The organism is Desulfallas thermosapovorans DSM 6562 (assembly GCF_008124625.1).
Classification (GTDB): Bacteria; Bacillota; Desulfotomaculia; order Desulfotomaculales; family Desulfallaceae; genus Sporotomaculum; species Sporotomaculum thermosapovorans.
The window spans coordinates 29,595-52,452 of the sequence record NZ_VNHM01000005.1 but is presented as its reverse complement, the minus strand read 5'-3'; the positions used below and the strand labels follow the sequence as shown (position 1 = coordinate 52,452).

Below are 22,858 nucleotides of genomic sequence, written 5' to 3'. Positions count from 1 at the left end.
CCAAACATAAACCTTTAATAACAAACCTATTATTTCACCTGATTGCAAAACATAGTCACCAATATATAACCGGTTTTGCCGGTTTATTGTTTTGTAAGAGTTGCTTACCCCATTCCAGTTTTTGTTTATTTATCCTTTTCGGGCAAAAATTAAAGGTTACATTATGAAACCTTGGTTGTTCCCTTTATAAACTTTAATGGAAGTGATACAGTAACGCTCTATCAAACAATTGGCACAAACTCTCCAAAGGGGCCATTTTATGAAGTATAACTTTATTTTTTAGGCAAAATAGCAACATGGGTTAATGGCATAAGTTTTGCATAATTTTAAAATTATATTTTTGAAAAATTTTAAATTGTGGCAATGAAAAAACAAATAAGGCAGGTGGTATATATTAAAGAAAGTCTAAATCATTCTACTCGTGGAACTTAACAACTCTCAATTATTTTATTATGAACTAATAATAATTTCGAAAGGGGAAAAAACTGTGACTCAACAAAAAGCTCCTTTTTTTCCAAAAACCAAGGTTATTTTTAGTATCACACTTCTTGTTATAATAGCCATTGGAGAATTGGCTTTGCACCTGAATCATTTAGCAACTTGGCCCGCATTTGCTTGTATGGTACTTTTTTTCCTTGTTCATAGGGACAATAAGCAAATACCCAATGTTATTATCGGCTCTTGTTTTGGTATCTTGCAATATCCTTTGATCGTGGCCTTTATAAAAGCATTAGGTCCCGTAATTGGTCTTTTTACGGCGCAGTTAATCTATATTTTAATATTTGTATTTTTAATCGTCTTATTAATGGATGTTCTGCCCTGGGTATTTAACTCACATGCTTTTATGCTTTTTATTATTACAGCTGTTGCAGCTAAAGTCCCTCCGGGACCCCAAATTACGGAGTGGGTTGCTATCCAATTGATTGGCGGTACCGCACTAGTACTAGGGGTAGCTGCTATTCCGAAAGTCGTTCAAATCTTCATGGGCGCGTCTGCAAGCAGTACACAGCACAGCTCTCATTAATTATTTTTTAGATGTTCTATTTTTAAATGTTCTAATAGATGATAGGAGTTGTTGTTATTAAACAATAACTCCTTATTTTTTATATAGTACAAATGAGATTAACGAAAGGCGACATCACCGTCAAGGGTCACTGCGTTCCTTTTCATGAGTGTAAGCTAACAAGCTTTTACCCGGCATGATAAATTGTTGGATGTTGTTTAAATAGCTAAGCAATGATAAACTAAATAGTAAGTATGTTTCGAAAATATATAATAATAAATTCAATTAAACTTTTTTATTGATCATGATTAGCCTATTTGCACAAATAGGGGAGGTATATTTTAAACAATGAAAGAAATCAAGATAGGGGTGGTTTCAACTTACCCGGAAATGTCCGAACTGATGACTGCAATTGCCAAAGAAATGAACCTTGATTTGGAGGTCAGGGAAGGTGTTTTGGAGGAAGGGGTATCCCTGGCCCACCAATTTGAACAAGAAGGGGTAGAGGTAATCATCAGTCGGGGGGTAACAGGTAAAAAAATTAGAAAAGCTGTTTCTTTGCCCGTTGTATTAATAGAAGTAACATCTTTCGACATATTGGAAGCATTGTACGTAGCCAAGGGCATGGGGCGAAAAATTGCATTTTTAGGCCATAAGACCAAAGATTTTAGCCTGAAATTTAAGACCATTGTAGAGATACTGGGTATAGAAGTTGATTGTTACCCGTATACCAATATAAATGAAATGGATGAACAGGTCAATAAAATATTGGGTTTAGATTATGACGCCGTTGTAAGCACCGGTTTATGTGTTTATGATATGGCCAAAAAATCCGGTGCCAATGCGGTACTGGTCCAATCGGGTTATGATGCCATCTATGGCTCTATCAAACAGGCTGCAGAGTTGGTACAAGGAATTCGCCGGGAACAGGAGCGCTTAAAAAGATATCAGGCGGTATTGGAAACATCAAATGACGGCATTTTAATTGTTGATGAACATAAACGTCTTACCTTTATCAATAAGGCAGCAGAAAATCTGTTGGATGTGAATGCCCGTACTATCTTAGGACGGCACGTAAGTAATATAAGAGAACCCGCAGTTCTGGGAGTAATATCCAATGGAGATATAGGTGATAAAGAGATTTTTAAAGAGGTAGGGCGTAAACATTTTTCCATTATCAGTATGCCCATTTACCTGGGTAGCAAAAGAAAAGGCATTGTAACAATGTTTCAGGACTCCGATAAGATTCAAGTATTGGAACAAAACTTAAGGCGTCAGTTGTTTAAGAAGGGTCTTTTTGCCAAGCATACCTTTGACGATATTATTGGCACCAGCGACGCTATCATGGATACTATCAACAGGGCCAAAAAGTATGCCGCGGCAAATGCTACCGTGCTAATTTGCGGGGAAAGCGGCACCGGTAAGGAATTATTTGCTCAGAGCATACATAATGAAAGCGAACGACAAAAAGGGCCCTTTGTAGCAGTGAACTGCGCCGCATTACCGGAAAACCTGCTGGAGAGTGAATTGTTTGGTTATGAGGAAGGGGCTTTTACCGGTGCCAAGAAAGGCGGCAAGATTGGATTATTTGAAATGGCACATGGTGGTACCATTTTCTTAGATGAAATTGGTGAGATGACCCTGCCTGTACAAGCACGATTATTGCGTGTTATACAGGAAAGGGAGATTATGAGGTTGGGCAGCGACAGGGTACTCCCGGTAGATGTCAGGATAATTGCGGCCACTAACCATGAACTGATCGTAGCCGTTAAAGAAGGCAAGTTCCGCAGTGACCTATATCATCGCCTGGAAGTGCTTAACCTTGATATACCCCCTTTGCGCAAGAGAAAAGAGGATATAGAAATACTAGCTAAACATATGATAAATGAGTTTAGCTTGCAGGAGAAAAAAATTGTACCACCTTTAACTCCAGCAGCTTTAGAAAAATTAAAAAAATATGACTGGCCGGGTAACATCAGAGAATTACAAAACGTGATGCAGAAATATGTCCTCTTAATTGAAAAGGACCGAGATGTGGCAGAGTTAATAACCAAGTTGATTAACGAAAAGATCAAAAAATCTTATGCTGCTCCCTCAGGCGATGAAAACACCATTAACATAAAGATAGGAAAAATGGAAGATATGGAAAGGGAAATTATCGAATATCTACTATCCACCGGCGCCAGTATTAAGGAGATTTCTCAAATTACCGGTACAAGCCGCACAACTTTATGGAGAAAACTAAAGGATGTGGATGGAGCTATTTTTGGCGGCAGTAAATGATAATCCCATCCTATAAAATATATTCATTACGCACGCGAACTTCATGTTTGTCGTGCATTTTTTATGATTACCAATAAACGGATTAGTCGTGAAAAAAGCAACTGCGTTCTGCTGGTAATCAGCCTGGTTAATATTTGAAACAGTTTTGTTCATATTAGAAACCTAAAAAATATAATATTGTAAAAATCTTTTTGTTTTATAAATGGCATAAAGTTTGCAGTTTTTAACTATGGTGAGTTGTCATAAATTTTAATAAACTTATTGAGATAAATTATGAAATATTCAGTTGGTTTATATCGTCTGAAACTGAAAGTGAGGAAAAGGCCAATGAGTGATGGGAACAAGATGGTGGGCATACAGTTTCCCCCCTTTTCTTTGACAGTGGAAAGGGGAAAAATAAAGGAGTTTGCCAAAGCCATAGGGGATGAAAACCCCATTTATTATGATCCGGTTGAAGCTCAAAGGCAAGGATACCGGGATGTAATAACGCCCCCTACATTCGGGACTGTTATTGATCTCTGGGGCGGTTGTGATTTTCATAAAATGTGCTCTTTACTTAATATCAACCCGGTTATGGTGCTTCATGGGGAACAAGAATACGAGTATTTCGGAGAAATTAATCCGGGTGATGAAATTGTCGGAACCACATCATTGGCCAGCTATCATAAAAAGAAGAATATGAATCTTTTTATACTGGTTACAAACTATGTTAACCAAAATGGCGATTTAGTCCTGAAATGTCGCAAAACCATTATTGAGAGAAAGGCTGGTTAAAATGACAGCTCCTTTTTTTGAAGATATCAATATAGGTGATGAAATGCCCGGTTTGTCTAAAACAGTAGATGAAATTCAACTGGTTAAATATGCCGGAGCCTCCGGTGATTTCAACCCTCTTCATTATGTTGATGCTGTTGGAAAAAAGGCGGGACTGGGTGGTGTAATTGCTCACGGCATGCTAATCATGGGTTTTGTTGGCCAGGCCATAACTGACTGGCTTCCCAACAGGTATTTAAAAAGGTTTAAAGTTCGTTTTGTTAAACCCACCAAACCTGGTGATATCATTACAATAACGGGTAAAGTTACGGCTAAAAAAGAGCATAATTTGATCGCCGGTGAAGTACAAGCCTGTGATCAAAACGGTCAGGTTAAGGTTACCGGGCTTTTTGAAGCAGTGTTGCCATCAAAAAATTGTTAATTATATCATGAATTAAGGGAGAGAGATAAGATGAGCAAACCGGTGGTTTCTATAGTCAAACATGATGATACTTACAAATCAGTCAAAGAAGCGCTTGAACTATGTGACGGGCTGAAAGATTTCAACAAAAATGATAAAATTTTGATCAAGCCTAATTTAGTGGCCTGGGATTTTGATCTGCCCTATCCACCCTTCGGGGTGGTTACTACAACCGCGGTTATGTCTGCCCTGGTAAAAATACTATATGAGAAAGGGTATACCAATTTAACCATAGGAGAAGGTTCTCTTGCGGTTACCGGGTCAATGACGGAAAAAATATATGATGTGCTTGGTTACGAAGAACTGCAGCAAAAATATGGAGTAAAGCTGGTTGATCTGAATAAGGATAAATTTGAAGAGGTGGATTTGGACGGGGTTAAACTTTCCATTGCCCGCAGCGCTTTAGAAGCAGACAAGATTATTAACGTGCCCGTGCTCAAAACACATAACCAGTGTAAAATTTCCCTGGGTATAAAAAACCTTAAAGGATGCGTTGACAGGAAGTCAAAGAAAAAATGCCATGCCCGGGATGAGGAACTGGAGCACATGTTTCCGCGGATTGTGGAAAAGCTGCCGGTGGCCCTTACGCTTATAGATGGCATATTCGCCCTGGAAAAAGGGCCGGGGCACTCCGGTAAGGCATTTCGCAGGGATATTTTAGTAGCCTCGAAGGATATACTGGCATGCGATGTAGTTGGCGCCGCCCTGCTTGGTTATAATGCTTTTGACGTGGAGCATCTCAAGTTTTATGCCCGGCGCAACGGGGGCACCCTTGATTTAGATAGCATTGAAACCCGTGGAGAATCAGTAGCAGACCATGCTGAATTTTTGGATTACAGTTGGGAATGGACAGAGGACGATACCATGCCCATTGGCTTTAAGAAGCGTGGTTTTTCGGGTTTGGCCATTAGAAAGTACGACAGTTCTCTGTGCACTGCCTGTTCTAAAACATTTAACCCGGTATTAATTTTATTCCAATCAGCATTTAAGGGCGAACCTTTTCCCAACGTTGAATTCATCAGTGGTAAAAGACAAGTGGCTGCTCCTGGTTTTGATAAAACAATTTTATTTGGCCATTGTGCGTACCAGCGCAATAAAGATAACCCCAATATCAACAAAGCCATTGTAATCAAGGGTTGCCCTCCGGATTTAAACGAGTTTCAACGGTTGTTAAAGGAAGAGGGAATAGAATGCGATTACGATAATTATATTAAATATCGCCACTATATATATAATCGCTACATGGACAAAAAAGAGTTTGATATGGGGTTGTTTGTTAAGCAATAACCACTTTTATCAAAAATTAAAAAACGCGTGCTGAAAAAATTGTTTTTAGCACGCGTTTTTTAGTTAACCAATCTTGCTAAATCAAATTATAATATTATCTATTTCTCGACCCTTTCCCAGAGCGAAGCATTGGCATTGCCAAATCCACCGCACAGGGTAGCCAAACCATACTTGGCATCGGGTTTTTCATACTTCATAATATTATTTAATGTAATAACGATCCTGGCTCCGGACTCTCCCAGGGGGTGTCCCAATGCCAGTGCGCCACCCCAAAGATTAGTCTTTTTAAAGGGTGCGTTTTGTTCAAGCCCCAAATCCCTGAGGCAAGCCAAAGACTGGCTGGCAAAGGCTTCATTGATTTCCACTACATCTATATCATCAGCAGTTAAACCGGTGCGTTCAAAAATTTTTCTTACAGCGTAGATAGGTCCAATACCCATTACAGTGGGGTCACAGCCAGCCATTGCCCCCGCTTTATATTTGAGATGGTAGTCCAGGCCCAGTTCATCGGCCTTTTGACGTTCCATGAGAATAAGAGCGCAGGCGCCAGCTGTCAGGGGCGATGATAAAGCTGCAGATATAACGCCATTTTCTTTAAAGGGAGATTTCATAGCTGCCATGGCTTCAATGGAGATATTATCTCTTATCCACTGATCCCGGTCCACCATAAATTTGGTTCCGTCTTCCTTTTCACCTTCTACAGGAACAATCTCGCGGCTGAATTTGCCGGAATCTCTGGCAGCGGCGGCGTTTTTATGGCTGTAGTATGCCATTTGCATCATATCTTCCTTGGATATATTCCAAAGTTCAGCTACCTTTTCTGCCGTAACGCCCATGGGGATATCGGAACGCTTGTACCTTTGCAGCATCCGAGGCGGGAATTCCATGGCATATCCCATTGGTACATGATACATGTCCTCAACACCGGCGGCAATATATATGTCACCTTCACCGCACATGATAGCCCTGGCGGCATGTTCAATGGCCGCCATACCGGAGGGGCATTGTTGGCAAATAGTGTTCGTTGGTACGGATTCAGGAAATCCGCCGGCCAGCCAGGAGGTTCTGCCGATATCATTTTGCATGCCGACCTGGGCAGCTGAACCTACAAAAACTGCTTCCACGTCTTCCGGCTTCACTTGGGGATTTCTGGCAAATAACGCATCATAAACAGCAGTGAGCAATTCATCCGGTGTTTTATTTCTGAACCAGCCTTTATCCTTATGCGCTCTGGCGTTTGCTGTTCTTAATCCATCAATGATTACACATTCTCTCATTAAAAGACCCTCCATAATAAATACAATTATCTATTATATTCTCATTTCTTAATAGCCAATAAAATTTGGGGAACTGAATCCAAGTCTCCAAGAAACAGTTCCCCCTTAATTTAGAACCCGGCTATGTTTCTACAGACCTTCTTCCAGGATGTCGATGGCGGATGTATCACAGTCTTTAATAATTTCAGCAATCTTAAATATTTCAGGTACGATATTTCTGATATAGAACTTAGCCGTTTGTACTTTGCCCTGGTAGAACGGGTAATCAAAATGATCCGCCCCGAGTTCCTCCATTCTCTTAGAAGCTATTGCAGCTTGTTCAAGTAGCAATGCCCCACCCCACAGCATGGAGGTGGCGTGGAGAATTCTGGTGGTAAACAAAGGGATGGCCCTTAAATTTGTGTTCATATAGGAGGCAATGGTGCCCTGGATTTCCCTATAAACACCCGCTGCTTTATTCATTATTTCATATTCTCTGTTAAATCCGTTAAGCTCTTTATTGTTTTCAATGGATTCCACTACATCATTAAACCACTCGGCAAATATCTTTCCTTTATCCAAGGTCCATTTTCTAAAGACCAGGTCCAGCGATTGGATAAAGTTGGTGCCTTCCCAAATGGAGAGTATTTTTGAATCCCTGGCGCACTGTGCCACCGGGTATTCCTCGGTGAATCCGTAACCGCCGTGTATCTGAATGGCCTCGGCAGTGGTTTGCCATACCATGTCGGATGCATAAGCCTTAACCAGCGGGGTATTAACTTCAATTCTTCTCTTAGCCTTTTCCTTATCTTCCGGGATGTCTCCATTACGTTCAAGGTCCAGATAATAAGCCGTCTTCATAATCATGGCCCGGCAAGCTTCTGTTACTGATTTTTGGAATAACAGCATTCTCCGAACGTCTTCATGATCGATAATTCTTGTGCGCCCGGCCTTGGGGTTGCTTATGGCTTTACCTTGAATCCGTTCTTTGGCATACTGCAGTGAATAGTTATAAGCTGCTTGTGCAATGGACATGGCTGTGAGACCGGTACTTTGTCTGGCGCCATTCATCATTATAAACATTTGGGCCATTCCTTGAGCTTTACCGTTCTCATCCGGCGGGTTACCCAGCAAAATACCACGGCAATTACCTTCATCACCGAAACTGAGCATAGCTGTTGCGGAACCTTTAATACCCATTTTGTGCTCCAGTGCTACAGTGGTAACGTCGTTGGGTTCTCCCAGGCTGCCGTCTTCATTAACCCAAATTTTGGGCACAATAAACAGGGAGATGCCTTTGGTACCGGGTGCCGCACCTTCACATTTGGCCAGCAGCAAGTGAATAATATTTTCGGTGAGATCATGGTCGCCAGCGGTAATAAAACACTTGGTACCTTTAATTTTATATACCCGGGGGTCATCAGTGGCATATGCCTTGGTGGTAATATCGCCCACGTCGGAACCACAGCAAGGCTCGGTTAAGCACATGGTACCAGTCCACTCACCGGTAAACATTTTGGGTAAAAACCGTTTCTTGTCTTCTTCTGTGCCAAAGGTATTAATCAAGTTGGAAGATCCACCGGCCAAACCTATATAAGGATGGAAGGACGGGTTTGCCGCATTAAAGAACTCATCCAATACAGTTTGCAGAACTTGTGGTAATTTACCTTCTTCCTCAGGGTCGTATCTGGTATTGCCATAGCCGTTTTCTTGCATGAACTGGTACAACTTATGGTATGAAGGGGGTGTAGTCACTTTGCCGTTTTCCAGTTTGGCTCCAATTCTGTCTCCATCAATATTGGTAGGGGCAACTACTTCCTTGGCTACCTTCAGGGCCTCGTCCAATATCATATCGATGTCATCCATCTCGTAGAATTCCTTGAAGGCTTCCAAGTTTAATATTTTTTTAGTATCAAGCCATTCCTTCAAGAGAAATTTATGCTCGCGGTTTGAATAAATAAAGTTACTGGACATATATAGCTCTCCTTTATTAAGGTTAATATTGGATTGGTTTATTTACCTTTAAAATTGGGCGGTCTCTTTTCAAAGAAAGCCTTGCCGCCTTCTTTGGCATCTTCACTGGCAAATACCACTTTGGAACCGGCTTGTTCTATTTTTATCCCCTCTTCGATGGTGGTATTTAAACCCTGGGTTACTGCCTTTAATATTTCTCTAATGGCCAGGGGTGCTCCTTTGGCCAATTTAGCAGCTAGCTTTTTAGCTTCATCCAGTACTTGTTCAGCGGGTACTACCTTGTTCACCAACCCGTAATTTAATGCCTGCTCGGCGGTCAAGGGGGTGCCGGTTAACATTACTTCCAATGCTCTGGTTTTGCCAATCAGCCTTGGTAAACGCTGGGTTCCACCCCAACCGGGAATAATACCCAAGTTCACTTCGGGCAAACCTACTTTGGCCGAATCAGCCAAAATTCTCAAGTGGCAGCTCATGGCCAGTTCGTTACCGCCGCCGAAGGCGCTTCCTTGCATAGCGGCAATAACAGGCTTGGGATAATTCTCTATTTTGAGGAATACGTCATGCCCGCTAATCTTGGGTCTGTCACCCGACTGAATACCACTGAATTCTTTAATATCAGCACCGGCGGAGAACAATTTGCCTGTGCCGGTAATAACAATGGCTCTAACACCAGCTTCGTTCAGACAAGCATCCAGTAAATCGTTGATATCATGCAACACAGGTTGTCCCAAAGCGTTGGCAGGGGGGTTGTTTATTGCAGCTACAACATAGCCATCTTCCCTGGTCACATTAAGTTTGGTGTATTCCACGTATACTCCTCCTTAAGACAGGCTACTTTATTTCTTGGTATAATCATAGAACCCTTTACCGGTCTTTTGTCCCCATTCTTTTTTGATAAATTTTTCAACAATGATGGGGGACGGTTTGGCAGCCGGGTCTCCGCTTTCTTGATAGCGCTCCATACCAATATAGTAGGCCAGGTCGATACCGGTAAGGTCCATCATGCGGAACGGGCCCATGGGGTGTCCCAGCGCGTTTACCACGGCAGTATCAATATCCTGGTAAGAGGCAATGCCCATATCATAGAGATACATAGCTTCCCGGTTGATAGCTTGCACAATGCGGTTGACCAAGAATCCATAGATTTCTTTTTTCAACATTACAGGGATTTTACCGATGTCTTTAGCTAAATCAAAAATTTTCTGAGCTGTTTCTTCCGATGTATGGGGGCCTTTAACCACTTCCACCAGTTTCATAACCATAGCAGGGTTAAAGAAGTGCATATTGCAAACTTTATCCGGGCGCTTGGTGGCCGGAGCAATTTTAGAACTGACAATAAATGAACTGTTGGTGGCTAAGATGGTGTGCGGCGGGCAGATTTCATCCAGTTGGGCAAAAATTTTTAATTTTAGCTCCAGATTTTCAATAACGGCTTCTATCACCACATCAGCATCTTTTGCCGCTTCTTTAATATCATTGGTAAAGGAAATATTGGCCCGGGCTTGCTTGGCAACTTCCTCGGTCATCTTACCCTTGGCTACCCGCTGTGGCAGGTAAGTATCGGCAAAATTTTCAGCCTTTTTTAAAATTTCATCATTAATATCGGTACATTTTACTTGATAACCGGCTACGGCACAGCAAAGTGCAATCTGGTGTCCCATGTTTCCCGCGCCAACCACGCAAATTTTATTAATTCCTGCTACTGTCATTTTTACACTCTCCTTTACTCTATTGATCATTTATTTATAGATATTCGAATAGAACTGCTAATTTTCACAATATTGCAAGATTAATGCCAATAATCCATTCATAGTTTTTATACTTCTTTCAGGATAACCTATTTAGCCCTTTAATGCTCATTACTTAAAAATCTTGAGGCAAAACGTATGGCTTGTATCGATGGTATATGGTTGCATTGTGAAACACACAATGTTGTAATTTGATTTTTTCTAAAATACATACGAGAGCTATCCATATTCTAGCAAGAATCTATTCGTATGACACAAGGCAGTGCGGTTAAAAAGCTGCTATATAATATCAGAGATTTTCCGTACGGTTTGAGAAACCTGAGCCAAATTTTGAATGGAAGCGGAAATTTCTTCGGTGGTTGCTGCCTGTGTTTGAGCTATCCCTGATAACTCTTGAGTTACGTGAAAAAGATGATTGATCTTTTCATTAATGGAAGAAATGATTTTTTTTGTTTCGTTGACTGATTTAGCACTGTTTTCAGCCATCTTTCGAATTTCATCGGCTACAACCGCAAAACCCCTTCCGGAATCACCGGCCCTTGCCGCCTCTATGGCGGCATTCAACCCTAAAAGCTTGGAATTTGTTGCTACGTTGTTAACAAAATCCAAAATACTATTTGTCTGTTCAATTAGTTTCATTATCTCCCCGGTTTGCCCCAATACCTCTGAAACACTGCTTGACAAAGAATTGGCTGCGGATGCTATCTCTTCCGTTGCGGCTGCAAGCTGTTCGGCTGATGATGATATGCTATCGGTTGCTTCCTTTAGATCATTTTGATTTTTTAGACTTAGCGCCAGGGTTACCGTTCCGATTATGTTACCATCGTGATTTTTAACCGGTATGGTTTGATTTTTAAAAGCTACCCCGTATTCACCTTTAGCCACAATTCCTCTTTGTAACATGCCCGACTTGATTGCTTTGGGTATAAAGCCGTGACTGGGAAAAGGTTTTCCCACCAAATAGACTGTATGCTTTTTCGCTTCTTCGCCCATAAACTGGTGAGTAAATTTTTCCCTGTCAGTTAATGTGATGGTATTACTCACTGGTATAAGTTGATGAAATAAAGATGATATTTCCGCCACCAGCTCCAGTAGTTGTTCATCCGTCATTTTGCATTCATTATCTTTCATAAGTGATAACACCTCGCATATATTATAATTCATAAAGTCTATTTATATATAAAAACATGCAAAAAGCAAGCAAGAATATTTTATTATTATTAATGCAAGTCTTGGAATAGTTTAGCATGTTTTTGGAGTTTAATAATATATGCAAAAGCTTCCGAGTATTAAAGTTAATAATTGAAACATTGTTTGTTTATATAAGAAACAGGTTGAATAATAAATTCGGGCAAATTTATGTTAAAATATTATTTTCATCTAAATGGCATAGGATTTGCAAAAATTTTAAATTGTCATAAATTAAGATATAATTGTTTTTATTGAGAGGAGGAAACGAATTTTGGATTTTCCAAAGCCATATTTAAAGATCTATGAAGCCGGGGGAGTAAACTGGGAAATTAAGATAGAGGCCAAATCGCTACCTGAAGCGCTCGATAATTCCGTAAAAAATTACCCGAATAATGTTGCAATTATTTTTTATGGTAAAAAAATTACTTACGCCGAATTGGGACAACGTGTAAAAAGAGTTGCTTCCGCATTGCATGATATGGGCCTGCGTAAAGGAGACCGGGTTTCATTGATGCTGCCCAACAGCCCGGATTTTGTGACTTCTTATTACGCCATATTAACTTTAGGCGGCATTGTTGTGAACACCAACCCCATGTATGTGGAAAGGGAAATAGAACACCAGGTCAACGACTCGGGATCAAAAATGATCATTGCACTGGCCGACCATTATCCCAAGATTAGAAGCATCATAGGCGATACCTGTCTGGAAAAGGTTATTCTCACCAGCCTTGGTGGTAAACCGGACACAGTTCCCAAAGATACCGCATGGTTACCCGATTTATATGCCGTGGAACGCCCCGAGCCGCCCAAGGTGGAAATCGATCCCGTAGAGGATGTGGCTTTGTTCCAGTATACCGGTGGTACCACCGGTGCGCCTAAGGCGGCTATGTTAACTCATTACAACCTTTATGCAAACATCTCACAGTCCGACCACTTTTTTTCCGGTGGTTCATGGAAAGAAAGAATCATCGGTCTTTTACCTTTCTTCCATGTTGCCGGCATGACTTCCTGTATGAATATTTGTATAGCAGCGGGAACTACAATGATTCCGGTGGCCAAATTTGTGCCCGCTGAGGTAGTTAAAATAATCAGTGAATATGAGCCCACCTTTTTCAATGCTGTGCCAACCATGTACACCGCTTTGTTAAATAGCCCCGAGACCAAAGATTTTAATGAATATGGCAAAGTCAAGTTATATAAAAATGGAGCGGCTCCTATTCCCGATGAAATAATGGCGATTATGAGATCCAAACTTGAGGGTACAGGTTCAATCATCAATGATGGTTACGGGCTTTCCGAAGCCTCGCCGACAGTTATCAGTTGTCCCCCCTTTGATTTGAAGTACAGAAAAGGCAGTATCGGCATCCCTTATCCCGGTACCCATGCTGCGGTGGTAGACGTAGAAACTGGTACCAAGGTGCTCCCCATCGGTGAAGTCGGTGAACTGATTGTCAAAGGTCCACAAGTAATGAAAGGCTACTGGAACCGCCCCGACGATACAGCAAATGCACTGAGGAATGGATGGTTGTATACCGGCGATATGGCCAGGATGGATGAAGACGGTTATTTTTATATCGTGGACAGGAAAAAGGATGTAATCATAGCCGGCGGCTATAACATTTACCCCCGTGAAGTTGAAGAAGTACTCTATCAAAACCAGAAGATTCTGGAGGTAGTTGTGGCCGGTGTTCCACATGAGTACCGTGGCGAAACAGTTAAAGCATATATAGTACTAAAAGATGGGCAAAGTGCCACAGAGGAAGAAATAATTGCCTTCTGCAAAGAAAGATTAGCTCCTTATAAAGTACCCAAGCTCATTGAGTTCAGAAAAGAGTTACCCAAATCCACTGTAGGGAAAATGCTTAAACGAAAGTTAGTGGAAGAGGAACACCAGAAGTTAGGTAAAATATAAATAATGATTATTTAATTAAAATTTCACAATGTCATTGACATTTCTCCGGGTATCCCACCGCTAAGCGGTGGTTTCTTTTTATTGGGTAGGATGTTTTATTAAGCAACTGTTGCGTAACATATTGAAACCTTGGAGCGCTCAATTAAATTGAAAATATTAAGGATACTTCCCAATTACTGAATATATTGAAGTTCGAAATATTGGCACACTTTTTGCTCTGATAAGTTAATACTACCATTGTTTTTTATAACCTGTTTTTAAATAGGAGGGTATTTATGGCAGAGTTTGTATACGATGTCCGGGATCTGAAATTCATTTTAAATGAATGGCTGGACATGGAAGAAGTATTTAATCTGGACAGGTTTAAGGATAACTATGAGTCGGACGATGTGGACTTTATTTTAAATGAAGTCTACAAAATCGCCAAAGAAGTTGTTTTTCCCATTAATAAGGAAGGAGACGAAATTGGCGTCAAGTTTGATAACGGTAAAGTCAGTGTCCCCCCATCCTATGTTGAAGCATATAAATTCTTGCAGGAAAATGGCTGGGGCACTGCCAATGAATCATTGGCTTCGGATACCATTATGCCTTTAACCTTGTACCGGGCTTATAATGAAATGATTATGGCCGCTTCTCCGGCCCTGGCTTCCTATATTAAACTAACCACTGGTGCGGCTAACTTAATTCACCGGTTCGGTACAGACAAGGACCGGGAATTATTTATTGATAAAATGCTGAGTGGTGAGTGGAGTGGTACCATGTGCCTAACCGAACCCAACGCCGGTTCTGATGTAGGTGATTCCACTACCAGGGCTTATCCCACTGATGATCCCAGGATATATAAAATTAAAGGCACCAAAATGTTTATCACCGGCGGCGAGGTTGATTTAAGCGATAATATTATTCACATGGTACTGGCCCGTCCCGAAGGTGGTGCACCCGGTTCCAAAGGCCTGGGTCTTTACATTGTGCCCAAAATTTGGGTTAACGATGACGGCAGCCTGGGGGAACCCAATGATGTTACCTGCATAGCGGTGGAGCATAAAATGGGACTCAAAGCATCAGCCACTACCATGCTTAGCTTTGGTGAGAATGATAATTGCCGGGGCATACTGGTGGGCAGCCCGCCGGACAGCAATGGGGTATCCAAAGGTCTGGCTATGATGTTCAATATGATGAATGAATCACGTATCGGTACGGGACACAACGCTTTAGCCCAAATGGCCGCTGCATTTTATTTTGCCGGGCGTTATGCCACCGAACGGATTCAGGGTCGCCCCTTTACTAATCCCAAGATAGGCCGGGTTCCGATTATCAAACATGAAGATGTAAAAAGAATGCTGTTGGAAATGAAGGCCCAGGTAGAGGCAATCCGGGCCATGATATTCAAAGGGTTTTACTATTTAGATATTGCCGAACACAGCAGCGATAAAGAAAAAGCCGCCAGGTGCAAGGGATTAGCCGAAATCCTTACCCCGCTGATCAAGACATACTCCAGCGAGACCGCCTGGGCCATGGTGGGGCAGGCTATTCAAGTCTACGGTGGAGTTGGCTATACGGAAGAATACCCGGTATCTCAGTACGCCCGGGACGTGAAGATACTTTCCATCTGGGAAGGCACCTCATTTATCCATGCCATGGACCTGGTGGGCAGAAAGATGCGCATGCAGGACGGCCAACCCTTTGAGAACTGGTTGCAGGACCGGAAAGATTTTATTGAAAAGCATAAAGGCACCGAAGGTTTTTCAACTGAATTTAACAATCTGGAAAAGGCATATCAAAGTGTAGCTACAATCAAAGAGATATATGCTTCTTACTATGCCAATAAAGATGAAAAGGGAGCATTGATACCCCTTTATGCGCCTAAAGTACTTACTTGCTGCGCCCAATTATTCTCCGGGGAAGCCATTTTGGAACAAGCATTGGTTGCAGCACGCAAGATAACTGAATTGGGCACCGAACACCACGATTATAATTATTATGCCGGGAAAATTGCTGCCGCCAGGTATTTTGCCAATAACATTCTGCCCAATGTGGTAATGCAAGCCCAACTTATTAGGAATGCTGACCAATCACCCATTGTATGTCCTGAAGAGGCGCTGTATATTAGTTAAATAAAAATTCATTACCACATATAGAATTAAATCATAAAGGGGTGTACAAAAATGGCAAGTTTTGATGTTAAGAACATTTGCGTAATCGGAGCAGGAAATATGGGACACCAAATATCCCTCTCCGCGGCTATGGCCGGATATAAAGTGGTATGTACCGATATTAATGCAGAAATATTACAAAAGGCGGAAAACTTTGCTGATACTTACCTCCCGGAGCGAGTAGCCAAGGGCAAGCTTACTGAAGATGCGGCTAAAGCAGCCAGGGCAAGAATATCCTTTACCACCGATTTAACCGAAGCAGCCAAGGATGCGGATCTGGTTATCGAGGCTGCCATTGAAAAATTGGCGATAAAACGCCAAATATTTGCCGACCTGGATAGAATTTGCCCCGCCCATACTATTTTAGCTACCAACAGCTCTTACATCGTCAGTTCCAAAATTTGTGATGCCACCGGCCGTCCTGATAAAGTTTGCAATATGCACTTTTTCAATCCGGCTCTGGTTATGAAACTTGTGGAAGTGGTCAAGGGGGCACATGTCTCCGACGATACAGTGGAAATCGTCATGGGTGTATGTAAGAAGATGGGTAAAATTCCTGTTCTGCTGCATAAAGAAATTTACGGCTTTTTGGTCAACCGGATTCTTCAGGCTATCAGAACCGAAGCTCTGTATATTCACGACATGGGAGTGGCCAGTCCCGAGGACATTGATACCGCAGTGGTAAATGCCCTTGGTCACCCGATGGGACCCTTCAGACTTCTTGACCTCACCGGCATAGATTTATCTTATTATGTCAGTATGGAGCGTTATCAAGAAACCGGTGATCCCAAATATAAACCATCTCCGATTATAGTGGAGAAGTTTGTCAAGAAAGAGTGGGGCCGCAAAACTGGAAAGGGATTTTACGAGTATTGCAAATAATATCGTGGCTGTAAATCTTTTGTTTAAACCAACAACTGACTACCTGCCAGGAAGGGATGAATGCAGTGAGAGAGGTTTATATTGTTGAAGGAGTGCGCACAGCTATAGCTAAGGCGGGCAAAAAATCATGGTTTTTCAATATAAGGGCCGATGACTTAGCGGCCAAAGTTATTAATGCCGTGCTGGAACGGGCGGGGATAACAGGTAAAAAAAGAGAGCAAGTGGATGATGTTTTTTTCGGTGGTACTGCTCTCATGAAGGATATGGGCGCTAATATAGGTCGTTACGCAACCATCATGGCCGGTATGCCCTATAGTGTGCCGGGCTGCACAATAGACCGTTTTTGTGCTTCAGGATTACAGTCTATAGCCTTTGCAGTTTCCAACATCGCCATGGGATGGGCTGATTTGATTATTGCCGGTGGTGTGCAGCACATGACCCATGTTCCCATGGGCACGGGTGCTGATCCCAACCCCCGCCTGGGTGAATTTACAGACCCTAATATGAGTTCCATGGGCTATACCGCTGAGATGGTGGCTCGCAAGTTCAATATCAGCAGAGAAAAACAAGACCAGTTTGCCGTGGAAAGTCACGCCAAAGCCCATAAAGCTACTGTAGAGGGATTATTTAAAGATGAAATTTTGCCCATAGAAGCCGATGTGCCTACTGATGACGGAGGTACCCAAAAAATGGTGGTTGACCGGGATCAGGGTATCAGACCGGATACCAACCTGGAAACTTTAGCGAAGCTAAAGCCCGTATTTTTACAGGATGAAAAGGCTACCGTAACCGCCGGTAACTCCAGCCAAACCAACGATGCCGCGGCTGCGGTACTGGTGGCCAGCAAAGAAAAAATAAAAGAGCTGGGCTTAAAACCGAAAATGAAACTGGTCAACTATACGGTTGTGGGAGTTGACCCGCAAATCATGGGCATAGGCCCGGCGGTGGCCATTCCCAAGGTACTGAAGCAGGCCGGTATGACCATAGATCAAATTGACCTGTGGGAAATAAATGAAGCTTTTGCCTCTCAAGCAGTATATTGTGTGGAAAAGCTGGGTATCAGAAACCACCCGCTGCTTAACCCAAGGGGAAGCGGCATTGCACTGGGTCACCCCCTGGGATGTACCGGTGCCCGTATAGCCACCACCATAATGCATGAAATGCCCTATTATAACGCCAAGTATGCCGTGGAAAGCATGTGCGTCGGACACGGCCAGGGTGCCGCAGCCATCTGGGAATGGGTTGGTTAGAAAGGAAGGGAATATATGGAATATCAAAACCTGTTGGTTGAGAAAGACGGCCATATTGCCATAGTGACATTGAACCGCCCGGAGGTGCGCAATGCCCTTGACCCCAAAACCTGGGCGGAAATCCGCCAGGCCGCGCGACAATGCCGTTTTGATAAAGACGTGCGGGTAATTATTATTACCGGTGCCGGAGGTAAAGCATTTGCGTCCGGAGCGGATATACGCACATTAAAAGAGCGCGACACATTGGAGGTTTTAACCAGCGAAGCCCAGGAGACTTTACTTGATGTGGAAAGTCTTGATAAGCCGGTGATAGCCGCCATTGACGGTTTTGCTCTGGGGGGCGGGTGCGAACTGGCTCTGGCCTGTGATATCAGAATTGCCACCAGTCGCTCCAAGTTGGGTCAGCCCGAGGTTAATCTGGGCATTATCCCGGGAGCCGGCGGCACCCAGCGCCTGCAAAGAATTGTGGGTATGGGCAAGGCCAAAGAATTAATTTTTACCGGTGACATCATTAGCGCCCAGGAGGCCAAGGAAATCGGTCTGGTGAACAAAGTGGTGGAGCAACCCGAAGATTTAATGCCGGTAGCCAAGGAAATGGCCCAAAAAATTATCGCCAAAGGGCCGATGGCAGTCAGCCTGGCTAAAGTAGCCATTAACGTAGGTGCTAACACCGATATACATTCGGGTATGTTGTTTGAAAAGTTTGCCCAGACCATCGCCTTTTCTACCGAGGATCGTATTGAGGGAACTTCAGCATTCTTAGAAAAACGCAAGCCCGAATTCAAAGGAAGATAATTCTAACGAACTAACTAATAGAAAGCGAGGTGGCTGGCTGTGGATTTTAGCCTGTCTGATGAAATAAGAGATATGAAACGCACGATCCGCGAATTTGTGGATAATGAAGTTGAGCCCTGTGCCCAGCAAATTGAGGAGGAAGATCGTATTCCCCAACACCTGATCGACCAGGCCAAAGAGATGGGGCTGTTTGGAATGAGTATACCGGAAGAATACGGCGGGCTTGGGCTTTCCATGCTGGATAAATGCCTGCTGCTGGAAGAGTTGGGCCGGGCCAATATGAGTTTCACCACCCTTATCGGAGCCCACACAGGCATTGGCACCACCGGTATTGTGGAACTGGCCAGTGAAGAATTGAAGAAAAAATACCTGCCGGATTTGGCCAGCGGTGATAAAATAGGAGCCTTTTGCCTCACCGAGCCTGACGCCGGGTCGGACGCGTCCAATATGAAAACCACCGCTGTATTAAAAGGTGACAAATGGATACTGAACGGTATGAAACACTTTATAACCAATGCTCCTGAAGCCCAGGTATTTACTGTAATTGCCGTAACAGACAAGGAAAAGGGAGCCCGGGGCGGCTACACGGCTTTTATTGTAGATAGGGATGCACCTGGTTTTTCCATCGGCACCATTGAGAGAAAAATGGGCCTCCGAGGTTCACATACTTCGGAAGTAATTTTTGAAGACTGCAAAGTACCCAAAGAGAATGTGTTGGGAACAATAGGCAAAGGTTATTCAAGTGCGCTGAGGATTTTAAGCAAAGGCCGGGTGGCACTGGGTGCCCGCTGCGTGGGGGCTTGTGACAAACTAATTGAATTATCAGCTAAGTATGCGCAGCAAAGGATGCAGTTCGGCAAACCTATTGCCAGTTTCCAGGCTATCCAGTGGATGCTGGCGGAAATGGCCACTGATACCGAAGCTGCCCGTGCGCTGACCTACAAGGTAGCCTGGATGGTGGACCAGAATATGCCGGTATTCAAAGAAGGCCCCATGGTAAAATTGTTTGCCTCGGAAGCTTTGGGAAGGGTAGTGGACAAAGCAGTTCAAATACACGGCGGCATGGGCTACATGAAAGAATTCCCAGTGGAACGTTTTTACCGGGATGCCAGGCTTACCCGTATCTACGAAGGTACCAATGAAATCCAGCGCATGGTTATAGCCGGCAGACTGCTCAAAGAAATGGAAATATAAATAAGCTGTTTTAGTTAGAAAGAAGGTGAAACCGGGTGGAAAGTGTAGCAATTATTGGCGCCGGGCAAACCCGGTATGGTGATTTCCCCAACAAGGGTGTTAAAGAACTGTTTGCTGAAGCTTACCTGGAAATGTTGCAAAGTGTGGACCGGGGAATTGACCAGCAGCGCATAGGCGCAGCTTTTATAGGCAGTCTGAGTTCAGGCAGCGGTTTTCAACTGGGGCAACTGGCGCCACTCCTCATGGGACACGTTGGCTTGCCTCGTGTAAACGCCGTCAGAATTGAGAATGCCTGTGGATCCGGCGGGTATGCTCTATTTAATGCTGCGTGTGCGGTGGCCTCGGGCAAGGTTGATATAGCCATTGCGGGGGGCGTGGAAAAAATGAGAGATGTTTCTTCCAGCAAAGGCCGTTACTGGCTGGGTGTATCCGGGGATACGGAATTTGAGCGCCTGGCCGGGTCAACATTTGCCGGGATTTACGCCTTGATGGCTGCCAGGTATATGCACGAGTACGGTCTTAAAAGGGAGCACCTGTCAATGGTGGCAGTGAAAAACCACCGTAACGCAGTAGCCAACCCCAAGGCACAATTCCGCAAGGAAATTACCTTAGAGCAAGCCAAGAAAGGTGTGCCCGTAGCTTATCCATTCAACGTATGGGATTGCAGCCCCACCACCGACGGTGCTGCGGTGGTACTGTTATGCAACGCCAAGATAGCCCGGGAATTTACTGATAAACCTGTTTATCTCAAGGGCTTCGGGGCCGCCAGCGATTACCTGGCCATTCATGACAGGGATAGTATGACCAGACTGCTGGCTACACGTAAGGCTGCAGCAGAGGCCTACAAGCAAGCAGGTATCGGCCCCAAAGATATAGATTTTGCAGAGGTGCACGATTGTTTTACCATTGCGGAAATATTAGCTTACGGGGATTTAGGTTTTGCCGAAGAAGGAAAAGCCCAGTACCTGTTGGAAGAAGGGTATACACAGATTGACGGCAAGCTGCCGGTGAACGCCAGCGGTGGACTGAAGGCCAAAGGTCACCCCATTGGTGCTACCGGCTGCGGCATGGCATGCGAGATTTTTAAGCAGCTTCGTGACGAAGCTAAAGAGCCCAGCAGGCAAATTAAAAATGCCAGGTACGCTTTATCCCACAATGTAGGTGGTTCCGGCGGAACGGCCGCGGTATTCATCTACCAGAGGGGGGATGCCTGATGAGTAAGAGTATAATATCCTACGGAGTTTACTTACCGTATTTGCGCATTAAAAGAGATGAATTTTTGAGTGCCCTGGGCAGCTGTTCTGCAGCCATGAAGGAAAAAACAGTCATGGACATAGATGAAGACGTCACCACCATGGCTGTGGAAGCAGCCCGCAACGCGCTGGCCGGTCTGGATATTTCCCGGGTAGGTGTTTTAACGCTGGCATCCACTAATTTCCCATATCAAGAAAAAGAGATGGCGGGTACAATGGTGGAGGCGTTGGGATTATCTAACAATGTTTTATCTGCTCAGCATGCAAATTCCACTATGTCCGGCACACAGGCCATCCTTTCCGCACTGGGTCTTATGGATCAGAACGATCAGCCATATGCGCTGGTGGTGGTGTCAGATGCACCAACCTCCGCAGCCCATGTGGATTTGGAAAACGGGTTTGGTGCCGGTGCATGTGCCTTTGTGCTGGCTAAAGATGAACCCGGCCTGGCCTATGAAGGGGTATTCGGTTACTCTACCGAAGCTATGGGACTGCGCTACCGTTTACCGGGTGAGACCGATATGCGGGATATTGGCGTAAAAGCTTATGCTACCCAAGATTATAATGAAACGGTCAAGGCCGCGGTGAGCGGTTTAATGGAAAAAACAGGACGAAAACTGGCTGATTATAACCACGTAATATTACATCAAAGCGATGCTAAAACTGCTGCCGCCCTGGCCAAAAAAATGGGTTGCACCGAAGAGCAAACCAAAGGGGGACAAGTGTTTGCCCAGTTGGGTGATACCGGCGCCGGTGCACCTTTACTGGCTTTATGCCGGGTATTGGATGTAGCCGCAAACGGTGATCATATACTGGTTTGTTCCTATGGTTCCGGTTCAGGCAGTCAAGCGCTTAGTTTCAAACTGGAAAAATCCTTGGTGGCACAAACCAACAAACCCATGCAAGCAGCGCTGGAATATAAGAAATATATCAGCTACGTTCAATACCTGAAACTGAAAAGAAGTATTTGAGGTGATTAAATGGGCGCACATATATCCATTCCCATGTACCAAAGGGCGGTTCCTCAACGCTACAGGTTAATCGGGCAGCGCTGCCAATCATGTGGTAGGATTAATTTTCCTCCCAAAGCAGTCTGCAAATACTGTCTCCAAGGAACAACCTTTGAAAATGTCCAGCTTAGCGGCAAAGGCACAATATATTCATATACTATAATCGCCGGTGGCGGTGCCCCGCCTGAATTTGCGGCAGAGGCCCGCTGCAAGGGCAGTTATCCTGTGGCCATTATCCAATTGGAAGAAGGCCCACGGGTAATAGCCCAGGTGGTTAATCCACCCGAAGAGGGAATTACCATTGGCATGCCGGTTAGAGCTGTATTTAGAAAAATATATGAAGAAGAAGGGGTAACTAGATACGGTTTTAAATTTAGCCCCGCATAGTAACTTGCTATGTAAGAAACCCACGGTGTAAAAAACCGTGGGCTTT

The 22,858-nt window shown here is 43.7% G+C and carries 19 protein-coding genes; 14 read left to right on the top strand and 5 right to left on the bottom strand.

Annotated elements, in window-relative coordinates:
- Positions 1–487 precede the first annotated feature (487 nt).
- From LX24_RS05645 to LX24_RS05625, 5 genes are all read left to right on the top strand, one after another.
- Complete coding sequence (locus LX24_RS05645; RefSeq protein WP_166511169.1) at positions 488–1,024, top strand: hypothetical protein; 537 nt, start codon at positions 488–490, stop codon at positions 1,022–1,024.
- A 327-nt stretch (positions 1,025–1,351) separates the two neighbouring features.
- On the top strand, positions 1,352–3,286 hold the full coding sequence (locus LX24_RS05640; protein WP_166511168.1) for a sigma 54-interacting transcriptional regulator: 1,935 nt from the start codon (positions 1,352–1,354) through the stop codon (positions 3,284–3,286).
- 327 nt (positions 3,287–3,613) lie between these two features.
- On the top strand, positions 3,614–4,060 hold the full coding sequence (locus tag LX24_RS05635) for an FAS1-like dehydratase domain-containing protein (protein ID WP_166511167.1): 447 nt from the start codon (positions 3,614–3,616) through the stop codon (positions 4,058–4,060).
- Between the two features lies 1 nt (position 4,061).
- Complete coding sequence (locus tag LX24_RS05630) at positions 4,062–4,481, top strand: MaoC/PaaZ C-terminal domain-containing protein (RefSeq protein ID WP_207706538.1); 420 nt, start codon at positions 4,062–4,064, stop codon at positions 4,479–4,481.
- A gap of 30 nt (positions 4,482–4,511) precedes the next feature.
- Positions 4,512–5,807, top strand: a complete 1,296-nt coding sequence (locus LX24_RS05625; RefSeq protein WP_166511166.1) for a DUF362 domain-containing protein — start codon at positions 4,512–4,514, stop codon at positions 5,805–5,807.
- Positions 5,808–5,905: 98 nt separating this feature from the next.
- Here LX24_RS05625 and LX24_RS05620 read toward each other — a convergent pair whose 3' ends face one another.
- The 5 genes from LX24_RS05620 to LX24_RS05600 form a co-directional block, all read right to left on the bottom strand.
- Entirely contained in the window at positions 5,906–7,084 is a 1,179-nt protein-coding gene (locus LX24_RS05620; protein WP_166511165.1) for a thiolase family protein, read from the bottom strand.
- 129 nt (positions 7,085–7,213) lie between these two features.
- Entirely contained in the window at positions 7,214–9,037 is a 1,824-nt protein-coding gene (locus LX24_RS05615; protein WP_166511164.1) for an acyl-CoA dehydrogenase family protein, read from the bottom strand.
- A gap of 38 nt (positions 9,038–9,075) precedes the next feature.
- The gene (locus LX24_RS05610; protein WP_166511163.1) at positions 9,076–9,846 is read right to left on the bottom strand and encodes an enoyl-CoA hydratase-related protein; all 771 of its coding nucleotides are present in this window, start codon (positions 9,844–9,846) and stop codon (positions 9,076–9,078) included.
- Positions 9,847–9,873: 27 nt separating this feature from the next.
- On the bottom strand, positions 9,874–10,746 hold the full coding sequence (locus tag LX24_RS05605) for a 3-hydroxyacyl-CoA dehydrogenase family protein (protein ID WP_166511162.1): 873 nt from the start codon (positions 10,744–10,746) through the stop codon (positions 9,874–9,876).
- Between the two features lie 318 nt (positions 10,747–11,064).
- Positions 11,065–11,916, bottom strand: a complete 852-nt coding sequence (locus LX24_RS05600) for a methyl-accepting chemotaxis protein (protein WP_166511161.1) — start codon at positions 11,914–11,916, stop codon at positions 11,065–11,067.
- 331 nt (positions 11,917–12,247) lie between these two features.
- On the opposite strand from LX24_RS05600, the gene LX24_RS05595 reads away from it, so the two are divergent.
- The 9 genes from LX24_RS05595 (at position 12,248) to LX24_RS05555 (ending at position 22,812) form a co-directional block, all read left to right on the top strand.
- The gene (locus tag LX24_RS05595) at positions 12,248–13,888 is read left to right on the top strand and encodes a long-chain-fatty-acid--CoA ligase (protein ID WP_166511160.1); all 1,641 of its coding nucleotides are present in this window, start codon (positions 12,248–12,250) and stop codon (positions 13,886–13,888) included.
- Between the two features lie 275 nt (positions 13,889–14,163).
- Positions 14,164–16,002, top strand: a complete 1,839-nt coding sequence (locus LX24_RS05590) for an acyl-CoA dehydrogenase (protein ID WP_166511159.1) — start codon at positions 14,164–14,166, stop codon at positions 16,000–16,002.
- 51 nt (positions 16,003–16,053) lie between these two features.
- A complete protein-coding gene (locus LX24_RS05585; protein WP_166511158.1) occupies positions 16,054–16,923 on the top strand; it encodes a 3-hydroxyacyl-CoA dehydrogenase family protein in 870 nt (289 codons plus the stop codon).
- Between the two features lie 56 nt (positions 16,924–16,979).
- Positions 16,980–18,173, top strand: coding sequence for a thiolase family protein (locus tag LX24_RS05580; protein WP_243131631.1), 1,194 nt, complete (start codon positions 16,980–16,982; stop codon positions 18,171–18,173).
- Positions 18,174–18,188: 15 nt separating this feature from the next.
- Entirely contained in the window at positions 18,189–18,968 is a 780-nt protein-coding gene (locus tag LX24_RS05575) for an enoyl-CoA hydratase-related protein (protein WP_166511156.1), read from the top strand.
- 39 nt (positions 18,969–19,007) lie between these two features.
- The gene (locus tag LX24_RS05570) at positions 19,008–20,162 is read left to right on the top strand and encodes an acyl-CoA dehydrogenase family protein (protein WP_166511155.1); all 1,155 of its coding nucleotides are present in this window, start codon (positions 19,008–19,010) and stop codon (positions 20,160–20,162) included.
- Between the two features lie 35 nt (positions 20,163–20,197).
- Entirely contained in the window at positions 20,198–21,376 is a 1,179-nt protein-coding gene (locus LX24_RS05565; RefSeq protein WP_166511154.1) for a thiolase domain-containing protein, read from the top strand.
- Complete coding sequence (locus LX24_RS05560) at positions 21,376–22,386, top strand: hydroxymethylglutaryl-CoA synthase (protein WP_243131630.1); 1,011 nt, start codon at positions 21,376–21,378, stop codon at positions 22,384–22,386. The genes LX24_RS05565 and LX24_RS05560 overlap by 1 nt, the downstream gene beginning before the upstream one ends.
- A 9-nt stretch (positions 22,387–22,395) precedes the next feature.
- The gene (locus LX24_RS05555; protein ID WP_166511153.1) at positions 22,396–22,812 is read left to right on the top strand and encodes a Zn-ribbon domain-containing OB-fold protein; all 417 of its coding nucleotides are present in this window, start codon (positions 22,396–22,398) and stop codon (positions 22,810–22,812) included.
- Positions 22,813–22,858 lie beyond the last annotated feature (46 nt).